This is a genomic window from Janthinobacterium sp. 344 (assembly GCF_900112025.1).
GTDB lineage: Bacteria > Pseudomonadota > Gammaproteobacteria > Burkholderiales > Burkholderiaceae_D > Janthinobacterium.
On record NZ_FOKL01000004.1, the window covers coordinates 239870 to 260460 of the forward strand.

Below are 20591 nucleotides of genomic sequence, written 5' to 3' on the forward strand. Positions count from 1 at the left end.
GCATGCTTCATGCCTTGAGCGAGGTCAACTATAAGTGCGATTGCGGCGATGCAACATTGATGTACATCAAATTCTACCCCAATATTATTTAAATGAAACAAATTGTAAGCAATCGAATCGCGGTATTTATATGATAACTATTGTGACCTGGCGAGAATGAAAGTGACTTTTGCAATGCGAATTGGTATTACGAGGGGAAACGGGGACGGGAATGGTGCGGCGCAGAGGGAATGTAGCTGTGGAAACAAAAATGGGGGCCATGCTATTGCGACGCAACATGGCACCCCATCAATGACTTGATTGCTACTATTGCCTTATTTAAATGGATTGCGCGGGGCGCGAATACAGGTCGATGATGGTGCTGATGCCGTCCTGGCACACGGAACAGAAAGTCTCGCTGCGGTCGAACATGATGCATTGCATCTCGGGCCGGTAGTAGCCGGACGATTCATAGTTCGCGCCCTCGAAGGCGCCTACCGCATGGCGCTGCGGCGCCTTGGAGAACAGCTGCTGCGTGTACGCCAGGTCGGCCTTGAACAAGGCGCTCATGTCGCTTTCCGGGCGGTTGGCCGCGCGCAGGGCGGCGCGCTGCTGCTGGTATTCGCGCGCATGGCTGTCGTACGCTTCCTTCGGCCATGGGGTCGGCAGCGGCGTGCCGGCCTTCACATGGTTTTTCCATTTCAGCCTGGCCGGGTCGCGCAGGGCCGTGGCGTTCGGCTCCCACGGTTCCTGCCGCTCGCCGTTCGACTGGTAGGCCACGGGCGAGGTGTAATACTCGTCGGCCAGGCCGGCGAAATGGTGGCCGAATTCATGCACGAACAGGTAGTTGGCCCAGTCGTTGTTGGCTGCGGCCGTGCTGAACTGGCCAAAGATGCCGCCACCGCCATAGGTATCGTTGTTGACGAGGATTTCGATGAATTCATACGGCGCGTATTGCGCCAGGTCGCGCAGCGCGCGGTTGTCCGTCGTCAGCACATAGCGCTCGCTGCCGAAGATATCGTAGCGCGTGCCAAGCGGCGAAGCGTGGTGCACGCCCGTCGACGGACGCGACACGCCCGACTCCTGCGTCGGCACGGCCATGGCCCAGACATTAAAATCATTGGCCCGCTCGCGGAACGGCGACACCGTGAACAGATGCTCGGCCAGCTTGCGCGCCGTCGCTTCAAACTTGCCCATTTCAGCAGCCGTGTAGCCGTCGCCCATGATCAGCAGATCCACCTTGTCGCTCGATGGGCCGCTGACGCGGATCGGAATGGGCTTGACGGGCGCCGGCGGCTGCTTGCGGATCACGTCCTGCGCCGCCGGATCGACATCGGTGCTCCACACGATGGAAAACAGGCCGCGCTCATCGCGCTTGAGGATGCGCACGCGCACGGGCTGCTCCGGCTGCGGGAAGCGCACCGATTCCTGGAACGCGCGCGTGGTGGTCTTGGATTCATCGGTGCTGGCCCACTCGCCAAAGATGGTGGAAAAGCCGCGCGAGTACAGCACCTTGCCCGATTGGATGTCGACCACTTCCAGCAGGTTGTTGCCACGGTTGCTGTCGTCGATGGTGCGCGCCATGTTGCCCGGCCATGGCAGCGGCTCGACCAGCACGCGCTCGACCGCGTAATGCTCGCCCAGCGCATTGCCGCTGTGCTGGTAATCGAGACGCATGGTGGCCGGCTGCGCCTTGGCAGCCAGACTCGCGGCCTGCGCGAAGGGCGCAAGGGGCGTCAAACCGGCGGCCAGCGCCAGCGCGCACAGGAGGGATCGGATCGGTGTCTGCTGCATGGCATTCCTAAAACGGTAGAAAAACAGGTGAAGGGAAGGGTTTTCCAAACAATCGGCGGCCCTGCCCACGGGCCGGCGAAAAACCGCTGCGGCACATTGTAGCGACAGGAAGGAAGCATGCAAAGCAGCGATTTTCCCTCGCGCTTGACCCGCTCACGGCCTTGCCTTATATTAGACTGACTAATCGATTAATTAATGGAAAAGTCATGCGCACCATCGATCCCGGCAAACACGCGGCCCGCCGCGACGCCATCCTGGCGGCGGCACGCCACTGCTTCGCCCGCAAGGGCTTCCACCAGACCAGCACCGCCGCCATCTGTGCGCAAGCGGGCATGAGTCCCGGCAACCTGTTCCACTACTTCCCCTCCAAGCAAGCCATCATCGCCGCCATCGTCGACCAGGAAGGCGCCGAGACAGCCGCCTATTTCGCCCAGCTGCAAGGCAGTGCCGATGCGTACGGCGCCCTGCTCGCGTTCATGGATGCGGTACTGGCACTGGCCGCCGATGGCGACGTTGCAGGCCTGGCGCTGGACATTGCCGCCGAGGCGCTGCGCGATCCGGATATCGCCGCCCGGGTAGCCCGCAACGACGCCACCTTGCGCGCCGGCGTGCAGGCGCTGCTGGAAAGCGCCGCCGCCCGGGGGCAAGTCGATGCGGCGCTCGATCCGGCGCAGACGGCCGGCTGGATCGCCGCGCTGGTCGACGGCATCTTCAGCCGGGTCGCCGTCGATCCGCATTACGCGCCGCTGGCACAGCGGGCCAGCCTGCACCTGCTGCTGGCCCGCTTCCTGCGTCCGGTCCAGGCATGAGCGGCGCGCCAGCCACCTCCTGCGCGCGCATCGCCGATGTCGATGCCTTGCGCGGCTGCGCCTTGTTCGGCATCCTGGCCGTGAATATCGGCGCCTTCGCCACGCCCTGGTTCGGCCTGGGCCTGACCGATCCCGCCTTTCACGGCGGCGTGGACCGCGCCACGCACTTCCTCGTCGCGCTGCTGTTCGAGACCAAGTTCTACCTGCTGTTCTCTTTTTTGTTCGGCTACAGTTTTACCTTGCAGATGCAGGCGGCCGCGCGCGCCGGCGCGCCGTTCGCGCCACGCATGCTGCGCCGCCAGGCGGGCCTGTGGCTGATCGGCGCCCTGCATGCGGTGATCCTGTTTCATGGCGACATACTCACCACCTACGCCGTGCTGGGCATCGTGCTGCTGGCGCTGCACCGCTGCGGCGAACGCACGGCGCTGGCCCTGGCCGCCATCCTGCTGACGGTCTGCGTGGCGTTCTGGGCATGGATGGCGTGGCTGCAAGGCCTGCAGCCACCAGGCGGGGCGGAACATGCCGTGGCGATGGCGCGGCAGGCGGCGGCCGCGCTGGCGGCCTATCGCGGCACGCCGGCCACGATCGTGGCGCAGCACCTGCGCGAACTGCGGGAAATCTGGATCGTCCTGCTGCTGGTGCAGGCGCCGTGCGCGCTGGCCATGTTCCTGTGCGGCCTGGCCGCCGGCAAGCGCGAGATGCTGCTGCACGCAAGCGATTACCTGCCACTGCGCCGCCGCCTGCTGTGGGCCGGCGCGCTGGCCGGATTGCCCGGTGCCGCCCTGTATGCGTGGACGTCCGTGTACGGGCAAAGCCAGGCATGGCAGGTGGCGGGACTGGCCACGGGGCTGGCGACGGCGCCGCTGCTGGCGGGCGCCTATCTGGCCTTGGCGCTGGCCCTGTTCGAACGGCTGCGCGACGGCATGCTGTTTGCCCTGCTGGCCGACACGGGGCGCATGGCCCTGTCGAACTACCTGCTGCAGTCGGCCATCTGCGCGCTGCTCTTCCTCGCCTATGGCGCAAGGCTGATGGGCGGCGTCTCGCCGCCGGGCGCGCTGGCGCTGGCCGTCGCCATCTTCTGCCTGCAGCTGCCACTGAGCCGCTGGTGGCTGCGTCACCACGCGTACGGCCCCGTCGAATGGCTGCTCAGGGCCTTGACGATCGCCGCGTGGCCCCGCTGGCGGCGATCGCCTGCCGGCTATTTGTAGCGGTACAAGGGCTGGCGCAGCTGGATGGGGCGGATGTCGAGGCGCAGCTTGAGCACCGAATATGCTTCCGCCTCGGTGGAGCTGTAGCCGACGCTGTTGACGGTCTTGCTGAACCGGAATTCAAAGCCCAGGTCCGGATACGGATCGCGCGGGTTGCCAAAGGCGATGCCGATGGCTTCCTGCTGCGCGTTGTCGATCAGGTTGCCCATCAGGTCGAGCACGGCGTTATTGCCGAGGATATCGTTGGTGAACACGGGTTCGCGCATGTCGGGCTGGTTCGGATCGAGCTTGTTGTCGGCCTTGTCCGGCGACGGCGTAAACACGCGCGTGACGAGGTTGAATTTGTCGCCCCGGTCCAGGTAGCTGATGGCGGCATTGCTGATATTGAAATTTTTCACGCCCCGGTCGCTGATGGCGCCCGACAGGTCGATCAGCAAAGCACCGCTGTAGCCGATGACTTCCACGTCGCGCATGGCGTCGACCACCATGGCGCTGTTTTCATCGATGCCCAGGCCCAGGTGATAGCCTTTTTTCAGCATCACGGGAATCATGCGCGCAAAGCGGCCGCGCACCAGCAAATGCTGGTCGACGAAGACATCGCTGCCGATGAAGCCCAGGCCCGGCGCGATTTCGCGGCCATCCGTGACGCCCATCTTGAGCATGTCGAGCACCGGCTTGGCATCGTAGAACATGGTGGTGCTCATGATGGCGGCACCGGCGCTGGAACCGGCGATGACGCCGCCATTGCGGTAGACCGACCAGATGGCTTCCAGCGCGGCCGTGCGGCTGCCGTCCGGGCGCAGCAAGGCTTGCGTGATGCGCCCCTGGTCGCCGCCCGCAAAATAGATGCCGGTGGCCGACTTGATCTGCGTGACGATGGACGGGTCTTCGGCCGCCTTGCGGTAGTCGCTATTGGGCAGCTTGACGGCCAGCGGCACGAAAAAGGCGTCGCCGCCGTACTGCTTGAGTTTCTTGATGATGCTTTCACCGGATTTCTCCGGGTTCATCGCGGCCGAGGCCAGCACGGCGATGCGCGCGCCTTGCCCGCCCGACAGCTTGACGATGCGCTGCCAGACTTCGGCATTATCGGCCCGCAGGCCGCCCCCGATGATGACGAGGGTGCCCTGCGGCGCGGTGCCGATGGCGCTGCCGCCCGGCGCCGCCCAGGCATGGATGCTGCAAAACGCCAGCGCGAACAGCAGCGCGGCGCACAGTTTCTGATACAGGCTTGCGGATGATTTCATGGTGCCTTTCGAATGCAAGAAAAGTGGCGCGCGCTTGTTGATACGGGCACGCGCCATTGCTGCCGATACTGCTGCCTGCCACCCAACTCCATCGAACTACGATACTACTTGCCGCATATGACAGCGTTATTGCGGTATCTCCGGGTTTCTGTGCAAAACTGCCTACTTGAAGCTGTAGCTGGCGCTGGCATAGAAGCGCCGGCCGCGCGGGTCCGAGTAGCTGGGGTCATAGCCGGACAGGAAAAAATAGGCCTGGTTCGAGTAGGGCGGACTGGTATTGAACATATTCTGTATGCCCGCGCGCAGCTTGAACTGCTTGCTGACAGCATAGGCAGCGGACATGTCCCAGAGCGAGTAGGCCTTGACGCGGTTGGCCGCCACCACGCTGCCATCGTCGACGTTGATGGCCGAGTTCTGGTCATCATAGCCGCTCGAATAGGTGTTCGACAGGCTGGCCGAGTACGGGCCATTGTCCCAGTCCAGCGTGATCGTGTGGCGCCAGCGCTGCACCACGCCGTCCGTGACGAATTTGTTCAGGTTGCTGATGAAGACGTCGCCAGGACTGGTCTGGATTTTCGAGTCGAGCACGTAGGTGCCGCTCAGGTGGCCGCCGAAGCGCCCCCATGCCGTTTTCACGCCATGCAGGTCGGCCGTGATATCGATGCCCGCGGCTTTTTGCGCGCCGCGGTTTTCCTTGCGCAGTTCGATATAGTCGATCAAGCCATCCTCGTCGCGGTGTACCAGGTCGCCATATTTGGACAGGTTGGCCAGGATGATGTCGTCGCCGATTTCGCTGATCAGGTCCGTGCGCTTGATGTTCCAGTAGTCGGCACTGAAGGTCCAGTGCTGGCTCGGCTCAAGCACCACGCCGGCGGAAAGCTGGCGGCTGCGTTCCGGTTTCAGCTTGTCATTGCTGTAGCGGCGCGTGTCCCAGTTATCGGCACACACGGAATAATCATTGCCCTCGGTCGCGCAATACACGGGATCGGGCAGGGTCGCCGTCTGGCTGTAGACCGTGGGCCGGTGCAGGTCCGACATCGACGGCGCGCGGAAACCCTTGCCCGCCGAGGCGCGCATCAGCACCTGCTTGCTGGGCATGTAGGTCAGGCCGATCTTCGGACTGAGGGCGCCGCCCACCTGCTGGTAATGGTCATAGCGGCCGGACAACTGTGCCTGCCACTGCTTGCTGAATGGCAGCAGCAGTTCGCTGTAGATGGCCTGCACATTGCGGCTGTCGCTGGTGGGGCCGCCACCTTCCGGTGCCGCATCGTTGTTGATATTGTCGCTCATCAGCAGCGCCGATGGACGGAACTCCGTGCGCTCGCGCCGCACTTCGCCGCCCACGGCCAGCGCCAGGTCGCCGCCGCCCAGCGCCATCAGCGCGCGCGATGCCTTGAAATCGAGCGAGTCCATGGTGCCGCGCGCATGCCGCACTTCGTCATTGACCTGGATGCTGTCGATCAGCGCCCTGCCCTTCGCGCTCGACGGGCCGAAGGGGTTGATGTCGCCGGCGGCGATGCCTTCCAACAGCTTGTCGTACAGGACATAGCCATGCGTGTCGCGGTCCTTGACGACGTTGACGCTGTGGTTCAGGCCCACGTCGTAGTCCCAACCGCCCACGGTGCCGGTGGCGCCCACCACGAAGCGCTGGCTCTCGCTCGTCAGCTCGCTGGTGCGCATGCCCGCCTCGTTCAGGCGCATGCGCAATTCCAGTTCGCGCCCCGTCTGGTTGCCGTCTTCGTCGACGATGCTGTCCAGTCCCGTATTGGCCAGCTGCGGCACCTTGCTGTAATCGAGATAGCCGGTCACGCGCGCCGACGAGCCCACGTAATAGCTGCGCGAGCGGCTCAGCGCCACCTCCGCATACAGCTGGTGGTCGTTGTTCAGTTTCAGCACGCCGCGCGTGAGCAGGTTCTGCTTGTCCGTCTTCGGATACAGCTCCGTGTCGCCCATGTAGTCGTAGGTGCAGGCATCGACGCCGCCCGTGCCCGCCGGCAGGTACAGATTGGCCGGCGGCGCGCAATTCGGGATCGACAGATTGATCTGCCGGTTGGTGATGGGCCGGCCATTGAGCAGGAAGCCGTTATCCTGCAAATAGTCGCGCTGCTCGCCGGACAGGCGGATATTCGCCGGGCTGGTAAAGCTCGACAGCAAATGCCCGAGCCGCTGCGGCACCTGCAGGTTCGGAATGAACTTGCGCTGCGAGGTGCTCAGGCGGTCGGTTTTTTGCAGGTCGACGACGGCAAAGATATTGTAGCCATCCGTGGCCAGGTCGCCCGTACCGGCCGTGATGCTGGCCGTGCGCTTGCCGGCGCCGCCTTCATCGGTGGCGCTGCCATACGCGTTCAGCTCCACGCCCTGGTAATCCTTGCGCGTGATGAAATTGATGACGCCGCCGATGGCGTCCGTGCCGTACAGGGCCGAGGCACCGTCGAGCAGCACCTCCACGCGCTGCAGGGCCGCGGCGGGAATGTTATTCAGGTCCACGCCCGCGTCGTCGCCGGGCGAGGCGAAGTTGGCCATGCGCCGGCCATTGAGCAGCACCAGGGTCGACGAAGTGCCCACGCCGCGCAGGTTGGCGCTGTTGAAGCCGCGCTGGTCGCCGCCCACGTTGATGCTGGCGCCATCCGTCAGGCCGCCCACGTTGGCCGAGACGCGCGCCATCAGCTCGGCCGCCGTCGTCACGCCCGCCTTCTCGATATCGGCGCGCGTGATGACCTGCACCGGCAGCGCCGTTTCCGACTCCAGCCGCTTGATGGCCGAGCCGGTGATTTCCACGCGCTGCATCTTCTTCTGCGCCGGTTCCGCGTCCGTCCCCTGCTCCTGCGCCAGCGCCCCCGCACCCAGCATGCCCAGCGCCGCCGTGACGCCCATGGCCCCGACGGCCAGGCGCACGGCATGCGCCAGCACCGATACACGTGGCAGTGCGCGACTGCCGTCCTGTTTTTCTGCTTGCATTCCAACTCTCCCAGATGGTGTTAACCCTGATTTTTATAATGACTGCTTTTTATGCACTGCCTTGCGCTGCTTGACTGCTGTTTTCCGGGGTCCCTGCACTCCATGCTCGCCGCCGTACAGGTAGGCGGCGATCACCTCGCTCAGGCGGGCGGCTTTTTCAACGTTGTCCTTGTTCGACACCATCAGCGCCACGGCCAGCGCCTCGATCATGGCCAGCGCCGTGCTGGCGCTGCTGGGCAGGACGGGATGCGTGCTTTGCGCGTACAGCGCATGGTCGGCCAGGTCGGCCAGGGGGGAAGCGGGAGAGTCGGTGAGCGCCACGATGCAGGCGCCGCGGTCGCGCGCGAAGCTGGCCAGGCCGATGCAATCGAGCGTATAGCGGGGAAACGAGATCACCACCAGCACGTCGTGCACGGTCAGGTTGACCAGGTGGCCAGCCGCCACTTCCGAGCCGCCGATGCCCACCACTTCCACCACGTGCGGGCAAAATGGCTGCAAATGCTGCACCAGCATGCCGGCCAGGTTGGCCGACAGGCCAAAGCCCATCACATACACCACCTTGGCGCGCGTCAGGCGGCGCACCACGGCATGCATGTCGGGCAGCGACAGCGCGCCCGAGGTGGCGGCGATATTCGCGGCCGCATATTCCAGGCTTTGCGTGATGGGCGAGGTGGCGCGCGCGCGCCGCTCTATCGTATGGCGCAGTTTGTCGACCGGCTGCAACAGCGCCTGCAGGGTTTCCGCCATGGCGCTGCGCATGGCCGAATAATTTTTCTGGCCGATGTCGCGCGCGAAGCGGCTGATGGTGGCCGTCGACACCTGGCAGTTGTCGGCCAGTTCCTCGATGCCCAGCGCGATGACGCGCATCTGGTTGCGCAGCAGGTAGTCGGCGATCTGGCGCTGCGACGCCGAGCCGCTGCCCAGCACATGCATCAGGGCCTGTCCCAGCGGCGATTGCGCAAACGCGGCGTCCGGCGACGATGGCGCGGCAGGCGCTGACGTGCGCGGCGTACGGGTAGTGCTGCGGGCAGGACTGGCGGAGGTTTTCATATCACTGGCGGCCTGGGCTTTTCATGTGCGGCGGATCGTCGTCAAGGCGCGACAAATCAACGCCTGAACCCACTTTACGCATATCAAAAAGAAAACTCAACAAATTTTTGTAAAAGGATTTTCATTGATTTACTTCGTGAAAATAATGCTACATAATCGACCGAAATCCATCAACCGCGCCCCGTTTTGGGGCGAATCCCCATGCAAGTACAACAGCATCCCATCTCCACGCCACACGCCAGCGTGTCCTGCCAACTGAGCAGTTTTCATTTCGGCGGCGCGGCGGCCAATAGCCGCAGCGGCAAGAAGGTGTATATCCAGGCGGCCCTGCACGCGGACGAGGTGCCGGGCATGCTGGTGTCGCAATTCCTGCGCCGCGAACTGCTGCTGCTGGAGGCGGCGGGCAAGGTGCACGGCGAAATCATCCTGGTGCCGGCCGCCAATCCGCTCGGCCTGGCGCAAGCCATCCACGGCGCGCCGTTCGGCCGCTTCGACCTGACCACCGGCATCAACTTCAACCGCGCCTACCGCCACGTGGCCGACGAACTGAAAACCACGCTCGATGGCAAGCTGGGACAGGATGCGCGAGCCAACGTGGCCCTGATACGCGAGCATGCACGCGACGCCGTCGCCGCCTGGCAGCCGGGCACGGATGCGGAAACGCTGAAAAAAACCTTGCTGGGCATGGCCATCGACGCCGACATCGTGCTCGACCTGCATTGCGACAACGAAGCGGCCCTGCATATCTATACGGGCACGCCGCTGGCGGCGCAGATCGCGCCCCTGTCGGCGCTGTTGGGCGCGCGCGCCGTGCTGCTGGAACTGGCGGCCGGCGAAGAGCCGTTCGATGAAGCCTGCAGCCGCCTGTGGTGGGATCTCGACGCGCATTTCAAAGGCCGCTTCCCGATTCCCGCCGCCTGCCTGTCAACCACCGTCGAACTGCGCGGCGAAGTGGAAGTGAGCTATGCCCTGGCCGAACGCGACGCCGCCGCCCTGCTGCGCTTCCTCGCCATCGAGGGCGTGCTGGAGATCGATGGCGCCGGCGACGACCTGCCCGCGCCGCAATGCGAGCCGACGCCGCTGGCCGGCGTGGAACCGATCCTCGCGCCGCATCACGGCGTGCTGGTGTACCTGCGCGACATGGGCGACGTGCTGGCCGCCGGCGATGCGCTGGCCGACCTGATCGATCCCGTCAGCGGCGAAACGACGACGTTGCGCTGCACGGTCGCGGGTGTCTTCTTCGCGCGCAGCGCCCACCGCCACGTCCTGCGCGGCATGAATGTCGGCAAGGTCGCCGGCAGCGTCGCCTTCCGCGGCGGCAGCCTGCTCAGCCAATAGAGAACACTAGCCCCATGAGAAAATTCAAGCTCCCCAATACCTTCGTCCTGCTGTGCGGCATCCTGGCCATGATCGCCCTGGCCACCTGGCTGGTGCCGGGCGGGAAATTCGACACCCAGCTGGTGAATGGCAAGCAGCTGATCATTCCCGGCACCTTCCACTACGTCGACAACAAGCCGCAGGGCCTGGCCGCGCTGATGATGGCGCCCATCAAGGGCTTCGTCGACGCCAGCCTGATCATCGGCTTCGTGCTGATCGTCGGCGGCGCCTTCGCCGTGCTGCAAAAAACCGAAGCCTTCGATGCGCTGATCAAGGCCATCGCCAAGGCGCACACCAGTTCGCGCTTCGTGCGCGCGGCCATCATCCCCGTCTTCTTCACCATGTTTTCGCTGGGCGGCGCCACCTTCGGCATGAACGAGGAGGCGATTCCCTTCATCCTCATCTTCGTGCCATTGGCCCTGGCGCTGGGCTATGACACCATCACCGGCGTGTCGATTCCCTTCATCGGCTCGCAGGTGGGGTTTTCCGCCGCCTTTTTGAACCCGTTCAACGTCGGCATCGCGCAAGGCATCGCCGGCGTGCCGATCTTTTCCGGCATCGGCTACCGCCTCATCGTCTGGGCCATCGCCACGGCGGTCAGCATCGTCTTCTTGATGTGGTACGCGGCGCGCATCAAGCGCCACCCGGAAAAAAGCCCGACCTACCTGCTCGACATCGAAAAGCGCCGCGAACATACGCTGGAGCTGGACAGCTTCGCTGGCATGACGCGCACGCACCGCGCCGTGCTGTGGATCTTCCTGGGCACCTTGCTGACCATGGTCGTCGGTGTCGTCAAGTACGACTGGTTCATCGATGAAATCGCCGCCCTGTTCCTGCTCATGGCCATCGTCGTCGGCCTGGTCGGCCGGCTCGACATGGACAGCCTGGTGGCCGCCTTCGTGCAAGGCGCGCGCGACATGGTCAGCGTCGGGCTGGTCATCGCCCTGGCGCGCGGCACCATGATCCTGGCGCGCGACGCGCAGATCATCGACACCATGCTGCATGCGCTGACACCGCTGGTGGCATCGTCGAGCCCCGTCTTCGCCGCGCAAAAAATGTTCTTCATGCAGTCGGTGATCAACTTCTTCATCCACTCGGGCAGCGGCCAGGCGGCGCTGACCATGCCCATCATGGCGCCGCTGGCCGACCTGGTGGGCGTGACGCGCCAGACGGCCATCCTGGCCTTCCAGTTCGGCGAATTCACCACGCCGATGATCCCCACGTCCGGCATCACCGTGGGCGTGCTGGCGCTGGCGCGCGTGCCCTGGATCACCTGGGCCAAGTGGATGATCCCGCTGCAGCTGATCTACCTGGTGCTGGCATTGCTGCTCTTGATTCCGCCCTGCCTGATGCACTGGCAATAAAAAAAAGCCACGGCGACGCCTGTTCTCCGTGGCTTTTTCTTATTTGCGGTACGCTTGCCCGTAATGTCCTTCGACGCGGCCCCGTGCCCAGTCGGCCATCAGATCGTAATATCCTGGCGTGATGACGGTGGGCTTGCGCGTGCCGTCCGGCGCCTGCTCGTAGCTGCGCATGCCGTGATCGGCCTGCGGGAAGAGATAGACGGAGATGGCCTGGCCCTTGCCGCGCAATGCCGCCAGGCGCGCCACCGTGATGGCTGGCGGCGCCTGGCGGTCGTCTTCCGCCAATGCCCACAACTGCGGCACCGTGACATGACTCAATACCTGCATGGGCTCTTGCGACCAGTCGACACCGAGCTGGTCGAAGCGCGGTACGCCATGCTTGCGCAACTCTTCGACGGGCATCCCCAAAAGCACGCCCGTATAGCCGCCCTTGATGAGAGAAAACCAGGGTTCCCTGGCAAACTGCTGCTGGAACGCCGCCAGTTCATCCAGGCCATCGTGGTAAGCGGATTTCACCAGCCTTGCCGTGATATCCGTCGCGCTGCGGGCCTTGTCGATGATGTCCTCGCCATAGCCGCGGTCGCGCAATTCCATCTCCACCTGCGCCGCATCCTGCTGCGCGATATCGACAGCCAGGCCATAGCCGATGCCAATAAAATCCGCCTTGGCCCGCGCCTGCGCCAACGGGACAATCCAGCCGCCCTGGCTCACGCCAACGAGGCCGAGACGGCCGTAGCGTCCTTGCGCCAGCCGCCTGGCTTCGTGCGAGGCTGCCACCAGGTCGTCGGCCAGGCGCGGGAAATTCTGCGTATATTCGCCCTCGGACAGTCCACTACCGCGCTTGTCATACACGAACACCGACACGCCCCGTCCAACCATCTGGTATGGATCGCGCGCGCGGTCTATCCAGCCAGTGCCCTCGGAGCCATGCGCATACACGACCAGCGGCGTGTGCTGGTCCGCGCCCGGCGCCTCGATCAGCCGGCCCGCGAGCATCACGCCGCCGGATGCAAAGCGCGTATCCGATTCCGCCAGCGCCACCTTGGGCCAGCGCTGCGTGGCTCTGACCATCACGGCGTCCTTGCCACACACCAGCAGCGCGCCGGCATCCTGGGTATTCCCAACCGTCCCGTCGCTGAAGGTGTAGCTGTAGCCTTTCCCTCCTTTGGTGAGGGCGACGAAGGCCGTCTGGTCCTGGCGGAAAATACCGGTCTCGCACGGGGCGGCGCCAAAGGCACCGGGCGCGGCCTGTCCCTGCGCCAGCGAGGATTCGCCGGGCAGCGGTGCGCCAGTCGCCGTGAGCGACAAGGCAAGCAATGGCAAGAGAAAATAAGCGTTCATGGAGTACGGGTCCAGGGTTGGTATTGCGCAGTGAAGCGAATCACGCCAATGGTGCACGCCGATAACGTGCGGGGACAGTGCCGCGCCGGGGGAACCCTACGTCTCGCCCGGGCTGAAAAGAACCGGGGGCGCCGCCCGTTCTGCCTGTCCGTGATGCGGTGTTGCTGTTTGCTGCCGATGCTTCTTGAACTGCCGGCAATGCCATTGCCGCGCTTACAGGGCGGCCTTTTCCGCGGCGCTCAGGCGCTTGGCGCTGACATACACGGTGTGCATGGTGGCCTGGTCGGCGGGAGCGACGAGGGCGGCCGATGCGGCAGGCGCGGCGCGGAACTTCGGTACGGCGGCCGTGGCCAGGCTGGTGGCGGCGGCGATGGCGATGATGGCGACGAAGATGGCTTCCATGTTTTTGGCGATGTTCATGATGATGTCCTTTGGGTTGAAGTGGTGTCTGCTGTTTGTCCTGCGATGATGGAACTTTAGGCAAATCGCCTCTTCCCTGCCATCGGATTGCGACAAAACGCACGATTTGCGGGACAGAATACAAAAGCGCAGGATGGAACGCAGAAGAACGCCCGGCCAGCCGCATTTGACGCCTGCAAGCCCCATTCCACGCCATTTCGCCGCCTTGCCGCCCCCTAAAAGCCCTACCGCGGGCCAACCTTGTTTATAATCGCCGTACACTAAAGGACTTCTTTCATGACTGATCAATTCTCCAAAAAGGGCGAAGCCTGGTCGGCCCGGTTTTCCGAACCGGTCTCGGACCTCGTCAAGCGCTACACAGCTTCTGTATTTTTTGACAAGCGCCTGGCGCTGTTCGACATCGAAGGTTCGCTGGCCCATGCGGAAATGCTGCATGCGCAAGCCATCATCAGCCCGGCCGATTACGCGGAAATCGTCCGCGGCATGGCGCAAATTTCGCAGGAAATCGCCAGCGGCCAGTTCGAATGGCTGCTGGACCTGGAAGACGTCCACCTGAATATCGAAAAACGCCTGACCGAACTGGTCGGCGATGCGGGCAAGCGCCTGCACACGGGCCGTTCGCGCAACGACCAGGTGGCCACCGACATCCGCCTGTACGTGCGTGCCGCCATCGACGACATCACCGCCCTGCTGGGCACCCTGCGCAGCGCGCTGACGGACCTGGCCGAGCAGCACGCCGACACCATCATGCCGGGCTTTACCCACATGCAGGTGGCGCAGCCGATCACCTTCGGCCACCATATGCTGGCCTACGTCGAGATGTTTGGCCGCGACGCCGAGCGCATGGCGGACTGCCGCAAGCGCGTCAACCGCCTGCCGCTGGGCGCCGCCGCGCTGGCCGGCACCACCTTCCCGATCGACCGCCTGCGCGTGGCCAAGACGCTGGGCTTCGACGACGTCTGCCATAACTCGCTCGACGCCGTCTCGGACCGCGATTTCGCCATCGAATTCTGCGCCGCCTCCGCCGTGCTGATGATGCACGTGTCGCGCATGGCCGAAGAACTGGTGATCTGGATGAGCCCTCGCATCGGCTTCATCGACATCGCCGACCGCTTCTGCACCGGCTCGTCGATCATGCCGCAAAAGAAAAACCCGGACGTGCCGGAACTGGCGCGTGGCAAGACCGGCCGCGTCTACGGCCATCTGATCGGCCTGTTGACCCTGATGAAAGGCCAGCCGCTGGCCTACAACAAGGACAACCAGGAAGACAAGGAGCCGCTGTTCGACACCGTCGACACCGTCATCGATACCCTGCGCATCTTCGCCGACATGGCTGGCGGCATCACGGTGAAACCGGAAGCCATGCGCGCCGCCGCCCTGCAAGGCTACGCCACGGCGACCGACCTGGCCGACTATCTGGTCAAGAAAGGCTTGCCGTTCCGCGACGCCCATGAAGCGGTGGCCCTGGCCGTGCGCGCCTGCGTCGATGCCGGTTGCGACCTGGCCGACCTGTCTTTGGCCCAGCTGCGCGCGTTCTCGCCACTGACGGACGAAGACGTGTTCGCGGTGCTGACACTGGAAGGCTCCGTGGCCGCGCGCGACCACGTGGGCGGCACCGCGCCAAACCAGGTGCGCGCCGCGATCGCCCGCGTGCGCACGCAGCTGGAAAAATAAACGGGATCTCCCCGTCAGCGCCCCGCGGCAGCGATGCCGCGGGGCGTTTTTTATTGCGCGACGATTTTCGACAGCACGGAAAACGCCGCCCCCGTCTGCGACGCTTCCAGCAGCAAGGTCAGCTCCGTGTAGGTGCAGATGATGTTGATCAGGTTGATGCGCTCCCAGGCCAGGCGCTTGAGGATGGCGTGATACACGCCCGGCGTGTAGCAGGTTTCGGCGGCCAGGTGCAGGGTCACGGCCGTCACCCGTTCCAGGCGCGCCAGTTCCTGCTCGCTGCCGAACACCTCGTCCACCAGCGCGTGCAGGCTGCGGCTGCAGATCACCATCACCTCGTTGACGCCGCGCGTGATGGTGATGAAGGTGCCCCGCTGCGGCGCGGCCAGCGCCAGCAGTTGCCGCTGGCAGGCATAGGTCTGGTCGGAATAGCGGTAGGTAAATACCATCAATTCGCTGCGCGTGGACAGTTCTCCCGCGCGGTGCGCCAGCACGATCTCGCCGCTCTTCTGCTGCGGCATGCGTTCGGCCAGCCGGCGCAGCGCCATCACCACGGCGGCCTGTCCCACGGGTTTCCACATATCGGTCTGCAGCTGCGGCTGCAGTTGGCGCGCCAGCTCCGACAGGTTGAGCAAGCCGCGTCCCAGGCCCTCGCTGAGAAAGGCCGATTCCATCACGATCCGTTCCACTTTAGTCGCTATCGAAAGCATAGTTCTGTGGGCCGGTGATTCCGGTGCACGCACCAGGAGCCGGCAACCCTTCCTGAAAAAAAAGACGCACTGCGCCCACGGCCACGCCTGGAGGCGCGGCCGCTCACCTTGAAAAAAACCCTTGCGGGGGACGTTCCGGGCGATGGCAGCTAGGAAGGCGGATGCAGCATCAGCGCCGCTCCAGAGGGAAAGTGGCTGAAACCAACAGCAGAAAACAGTACTGACGTCATGTGAGACTCCTGATTTTTCTTCCCGATGCGCTGCATGAACGCGGTCATTGCCGCGTGCGCTTTTTTTGTCTTCGCGCGTACCGCTTGAGGCAACGCGCAGACCTAGTGTAGATCGCAACATTTAAAAAATGCAACAGTGTTTTGCCAACTGGGCAGGCAAGCAGAGGGAGTAGTCCAAAACCAAAGTTGCGACTTGCGGCAGATCAAACGATCTCTTCATAAATTGCCGATAAATGTTCAATTTTTAACAAAAAACAGCAGCGTGACCCATTTCTTGAAAATTTTGACATGGCGATATCGACAAGTTTAGTGTCGCTCTACCCGGCGTCATCCAGCACAAAAAACGGCAGGCTATCCGCCCGCCGCCAGGCCCGCCGGGGTGGCCATCAGACAATCGCGGCCAGCTCATTCACCATTTTCCTAACCGATACCATGGAGCAGAAATGAATTTACGTTTGACGATAGTTGCCGCATCCATCGCCGCCCTGCCGCTGATGGCCACCACGGCCGATGCCGCCACGCCGCTGCCACACACCCTGATGGCCGCCCCGGTCAGCCTGGCGTCGCCACAAGAGACAGCCAGCCTGGTCAACAAATTGGCGGCGCAGGCGCGCAGCCGCGGCCTGAACGCCGACCATGGCTTCGCCGTCGGCGCCCAGCATCCGGGCGTCAGCGGCACGCGCGTCAGCCGCGTGCAGCACACTTACAAGGGCTTGCCCGTCTTCGGTTCCGAGACGGTGGTGGTCAGCAACAGCGCCGGCGACATCGTCAGCGAATCGGTCTCGGACCGCGCTTCCGGCCTCGGTAGCGGCGGCGTCAACTCCGTCACGCGCAGTGCCACCACCGATATCGACACCACGCCCGCCATCAGCGCGGCCGCCGCCATCGCCGCCGCCGTGGACAACATCGGCGTGCGCGCCATCGACCACGTGCCGCCGCAGGCACAACTGCTGATCTACCCGGTCATGAAAACCGTGCGCGTGGCTGGCGCCGAAAACAAATCGGAAGCGGCCCTGAACGCCCTCGACGTGCAGGACGTCGTCGACCACTACGAGCTGGCCTACCTGGTGCAGACACGCATGATCAGCGGCAGCAAGCCCGTGTACTACGACACCGTCGTCAGCGCCAAGGATGGCCGCATCCTGCGCCAGTGGAAAGCCCTGAAGACCGTGGCCGGCATCGGCAACAGCCAGTACAACGGCCAGGTACCGCTGAACACCACGCTGACGGGCAGCACCTACACCATGAAGGACCCCAGCCGCGGCACGGGCGGCAGCTTCGGCGGCATGGCCATCACGAATGCCAACCACGGCACCACCTCGGGCAGCGTGTACAGCAGCACCAGCAATACCTGGGGCGATGGCCAGCAATACATCAGCGGCGGCAGCACCACCAACGCGAATGGCCAGACGGCGGCCGTGAACGCCATGTGGGGCCTGATGAACACCTACGACACGCACAAGAACGTGCTGGGCTGGTCCAGCCTGGACGGCAACAACACGGCCACCCACATCGCCGCCCACGTCAACACGGCGTACGACAACGCCTACTACGACAACAGCTGCAAGTGCATGTACATCGGCGACGGCGGCAGCTCGTTCAACAACCTCGGCTCCATCGACGTGATCGGCCATGAAATGGGCCACGGCATCACGGACGCCACCTCGGGCCTGATCTACTCGCAGGAATCGGGCGGCTTGAACGAATCGAGCTCCGACATCGCCGGCGAAATGGTGGAAGCGTATGCGCGCGCCGGCGGCACGGGCACCACGATTCCCAACACGGGCAACGATTGGATGACGGGCAAGGAAATCGCCAAGAATGGCCAGCCGCTGCGCTGGCTGTACAAGCCGAGCAAGGATGGCAGCAGCCCGAATGCGTGGAGCAGCACCATCAAGAACCTCGACGTCCACTACAGCAGCGGCCCGAACAACCGCATGTTCTACTTCCTGTCGCAAGGCTCGAACGCCACGTCCAGCAGCGACTACTACAGCTCCTACCTGAACAAAAGCCCGCTGGCCATGACCGGCATCGGCAGCGACAAGGCTTACCGCATCTGGTTCAAGGCAGCCACCACCAAGTTCACCTCGTCGACCAACTACGCCGACGCGCGCAACAAGGTGCTGGCCTCCGCCGAAGAACTGTATGGCGTGGGCAGCGCCGAGGCCACCGCCGTCAAGCGCGCCTATGCGGCCATCAACGTGGGCACCGACGTCGATGAAACCACCACGGGCGGCGCGGTGAGCATCACCAGCCAGCCAGCCAGCATCACCGTCGCACCGGGCGCCACCGCCTCGTTCGCCGTCGGTGCGGGCGGCGGCACGGCGCCATACACCTACACGTGGTACCGCAACGGCGCCGTGATCAGCGGCGCCACCGCGCCGACCTACAGCTTCACCACCGTGGCGGCCGACAGCGGCGCCGTCTTCAAGGCCACGGTGACGGATTCCTCGTCGCCCGCCGTGACGGCGACGTCGAACAACGCCACCCTGACGGTGGGCACCAGCTCGGCCACGGAAAGAGTGACGAATGGTGGCTTCGAATCCGGCGCCACGGGCTGGAGCGGCACGACGGGCGCCATCGGCACCTTCACGGGACAAGTCGCGTATGAGGGCACGAAGTACGCCTGGCTGGGCGGCAATGGCGTCACGGCCAGCGAATCGCTGACGCAAAGCGTGGCCATTCCGGCCGCCGCCACCTCCGCCAGCCTGACGTTCGCGCTGCATATCGACACGGCCGAAACCGGCACCACCGTCTACGACAAGCTGGTGGTCACCGTGAAGAACAGCGCCGGCACCGTGCTGGGCACTTTGGCCACCTACTCGAACGCGAACAAGGCGGCCGGCTACCAGATCCGCACGTTTGACCTGATCGCCTACAAGGGCCAGACCGTGCAGATCTCGTTTGCCGCCACCGAGGACGCCTCGCTGCAAACCTCGTTCGTGATCGACAAGGTCAGCCTGGTCACGCAGTAAGCGGGCAAATAGGTAAACACGTGCGGGCCAGCCATCGATGCCAAGGCCGGTCCGCACGCGCAGCACGCCACGATTGATTTTCTTGCAATTCCAGTCTACCCTGAGGCAGTGATTGCACCTTGCTGCCGGTACCCGCGACGAATTGAACTTTTTTAGATTGTTCCAGACCGATGCCTACTTCGACCTTGTCCGCACGCGCCGTCCCCTCCATCGACCACGCCATTATCACGCCCATCGCCATGCTCGCCTGACGCGGCCATGCAGTTCCACCTCCAGGTACAGGGCCCGGCGGGCAGCCAGGCGCTGGCCATCGACGCCGCCAGCGAGGCCGAGGCGATCCGCGCGGCCGTGCGCGGCGGCTGGCGCGTGCTGGCCGTCGACGATGGCGCCGCGCCGGACGCGGGCGCCGTGGTCCGCCCCGGCAAGCAGGGCCTGCCCCTGCTGCAATTCAGCCAGGAGCTGCTGGCCCTGCTCGAAGCGGGCCTGAACCTGGGCGAGGCGATGGCCACCCTGCACAACAAGGAAACGCGCACGGGCGCCAAGGCGACCCTGGCCGCCATCGTGCTCACCCTGCAGCAGGGGCAAAGCTTTTCCGACACCCTGGCCGGTTTCCCCGACATCTTCCCCGACATTTACATCGCCACCGTGCACGCGGCCGAACGCTCGGGCAACCTGCCCGAGGCGCTGGCGCGCTTCGTCGGCTACCAGCTGCAGTTCGACGCCATCCGCAAAAAGCTCATTTCCGCCGCCATCTACCCGTGCATGCTGCTCGTTGTCGGCGGCCTGGTCACGCTCTTCCTGCTCGGCTACGTGGTGCCGAAGTTCAGCGTCGTGTACGAAAGCTCGGGCCGCGAGATTCCGTGGATGTCGCAGATGCTGCTGGGCTTTGGCCAGACCCTGGCCGCCCATCCGCTGCTGTGCGCCAGCGCCCTGGCCGCCGCCGTCGGCGCCGTCGTCTTCGGCGTCGCCAATGCCGGCGCGCGCCAGGCCCTGGTGCTGCGCCTCTTGCGCCTGCCCGTGCTGGCGGACAAGGCGGCGGAATTTCGCCTGGCGCGCTTCTACCGCGCCCTGAGCCTGCTGCTGCATGCGGGCATCCCGCTGCACAAGGCGCTGGCCATGGTCGCGCCCATGCTGCTGCCGGCGCAGCAGGAGCAGCTGGCGCAGGCGCGCCGCGCGGTGCAGGAAGGCATGCCGTTTTCCACCGCGCTGGAAGCGGCCGACATGGCCACGCCGGTGGCGCAATCGCTGCTGAAGGTGGGAGAAAACACGGGCCGCCTGGGCGACATGCTGGAACGCTCGGCCAAGTTCCACGACGAGGAATTCGCCCGCTGGGTGGACTGGGCCTCGCGCCTGCTCGAACCGCTCCTGATGACCATCATCGGCGTCGTCATCGGCGGCGTGGTGGTGCTGATGTACATGCCGATCTTTGAACTGGCGGGGAGCTTATCTTGACGGTCTTAC

The 20591-nt window shown here is 64.4% G+C and carries 14 protein-coding genes; 7 read left to right on the forward strand and 7 right to left on the reverse strand.

Annotated features, from left to right (window positions below; translation table 11 throughout):
- Nucleotides 1–318 precede the first annotated feature (318 nt).
- Complete coding sequence (locus tag BM193_RS13390; protein ID WP_092796490.1) at nt 319–1773, reverse strand: IgA Peptidase M64; 1455 nt, start codon at nt 1771–1773, stop codon at nt 319–321.
- A gap of 206 nt (nt 1774–1979) precedes the next feature.
- Here BM193_RS13390 and BM193_RS13395 point away from each other — a divergent pair, with 206 nt between their 5' ends.
- Together BM193_RS13395 and BM193_RS13400 are read left to right on the forward strand one after the other, a co-directional pair.
- Nucleotides 1980–2582: a TetR/AcrR family transcriptional regulator gene (locus BM193_RS13395; protein ID WP_092796492.1), complete on the forward strand. Its 603-nt coding sequence runs from the start codon at nt 1980–1982 to the stop codon at nt 2580–2582.
- Nucleotides 2579–3790: a DUF418 domain-containing protein gene (locus tag BM193_RS13400; RefSeq protein ID WP_092796494.1), complete on the forward strand. Its 1212-nt coding sequence runs from the start codon at nt 2579–2581 to the stop codon at nt 3788–3790. The genes BM193_RS13395 and BM193_RS13400 overlap by 4 nt, the downstream gene beginning before the upstream one ends.
- On the opposite strand, the gene BM193_RS13405 is transcribed toward BM193_RS13400, so the two are convergent.
- From BM193_RS13405 to BM193_RS13415, 3 genes are all read right to left on the reverse strand, one after another.
- Nucleotides 3781–5034 (reverse strand): cyanophycinase, encoded by a 1254-nt coding sequence (locus BM193_RS13405; RefSeq protein ID WP_092797153.1) that lies wholly within the window; start codon nt 5032–5034, stop codon nt 3781–3783. The genes BM193_RS13400 and BM193_RS13405 overlap by 10 nt on opposite strands.
- A 162-nt stretch (nt 5035–5196) precedes the next feature.
- Nucleotides 5197–7992, reverse strand: coding sequence for a TonB-dependent receptor (locus tag BM193_RS13410; protein WP_092796496.1), 2796 nt, complete (start codon nt 7990–7992; stop codon nt 5197–5199).
- Between the two features lie 33 nt (nt 7993–8025).
- Nucleotides 8026–9042 carry a MurR/RpiR family transcriptional regulator gene (locus tag BM193_RS13415; RefSeq protein ID WP_254786112.1) on the reverse strand — a complete coding sequence of 339 codons (1017 nt, stop codon included), beginning with the start codon at nt 9040–9042 and terminating at the stop codon, nt 8026–8028.
- 201 nt (nt 9043–9243) lie between these two features.
- On the opposite strand from BM193_RS13415, the gene BM193_RS13420 reads away from it, so the two are divergent.
- Nucleotides 9244–10380 carry a succinylglutamate desuccinylase/aspartoacylase family protein gene (locus BM193_RS13420; protein ID WP_092796498.1) on the forward strand — a complete coding sequence of 379 codons (1137 nt, stop codon included), beginning with the start codon at nt 9244–9246 and terminating at the stop codon, nt 10378–10380.
- A 14-nt stretch (nt 10381–10394) separates the two neighbouring features.
- The gene (locus BM193_RS13425; RefSeq protein WP_092796500.1) at nt 10395–11783 is read left to right on the forward strand and encodes a YfcC family protein; all 1389 of its coding nucleotides are present in this window, start codon (nt 10395–10397) and stop codon (nt 11781–11783) included.
- Between the two features lie 39 nt (nt 11784–11822).
- Here the strand turns inward: BM193_RS13425 and BM193_RS13430 are convergent, their stop codons facing one another.
- Both BM193_RS13430 and BM193_RS13435 read right to left on the reverse strand, forming a co-directional pair.
- On the reverse strand, nt 11823–13124 hold the full coding sequence (locus tag BM193_RS13430) for an alpha/beta hydrolase family protein (protein ID WP_092796502.1): 1302 nt from the start codon (nt 13122–13124) through the stop codon (nt 11823–11825).
- Nucleotides 13125–13337: 213 nt separating this feature from the next.
- On the reverse strand, nt 13338–13544 hold the full coding sequence (locus BM193_RS13435; RefSeq protein WP_092796504.1) for a hypothetical protein: 207 nt from the start codon (nt 13542–13544) through the stop codon (nt 13338–13340).
- A gap of 276 nt (nt 13545–13820) precedes the next feature.
- Here BM193_RS13435 and argH point away from each other — a divergent pair, with 276 nt between their 5' ends.
- Nucleotides 13821–15218: an argininosuccinate lyase gene (gene argH / locus BM193_RS13440; RefSeq protein WP_092796506.1), complete on the forward strand. Its 1398-nt coding sequence runs from the start codon at nt 13821–13823 to the stop codon at nt 15216–15218.
- A 50-nt stretch (nt 15219–15268) separates the two neighbouring features.
- Here the strand turns inward: argH and BM193_RS13445 are convergent, their stop codons facing one another.
- Nucleotides 15269–15889 (reverse strand): hypothetical protein, encoded by a 621-nt coding sequence (locus tag BM193_RS13445; protein ID WP_254786164.1) that lies wholly within the window; start codon nt 15887–15889, stop codon nt 15269–15271.
- Nucleotides 15890–16598: 709 nt separating this feature from the next.
- Between BM193_RS13445 and BM193_RS13450 the strand changes: the two genes are divergently transcribed.
- Together BM193_RS13450 and BM193_RS13455 are read left to right on the forward strand one after the other, a co-directional pair.
- Nucleotides 16599–19130 (forward strand): M4 family metallopeptidase, encoded by a 2532-nt coding sequence (locus BM193_RS13450; RefSeq protein WP_092796510.1) that lies wholly within the window; start codon nt 16599–16601, stop codon nt 19128–19130.
- 258 nt (nt 19131–19388) lie between these two features.
- A complete protein-coding gene (locus BM193_RS13455) occupies nt 19389–20582 on the forward strand; it encodes a type II secretion system F family protein (protein WP_092796512.1) in 1194 nt (397 codons plus the stop codon).
- The last annotated feature ends 9 nt before the right edge of the window (nt 20583–20591 follow it).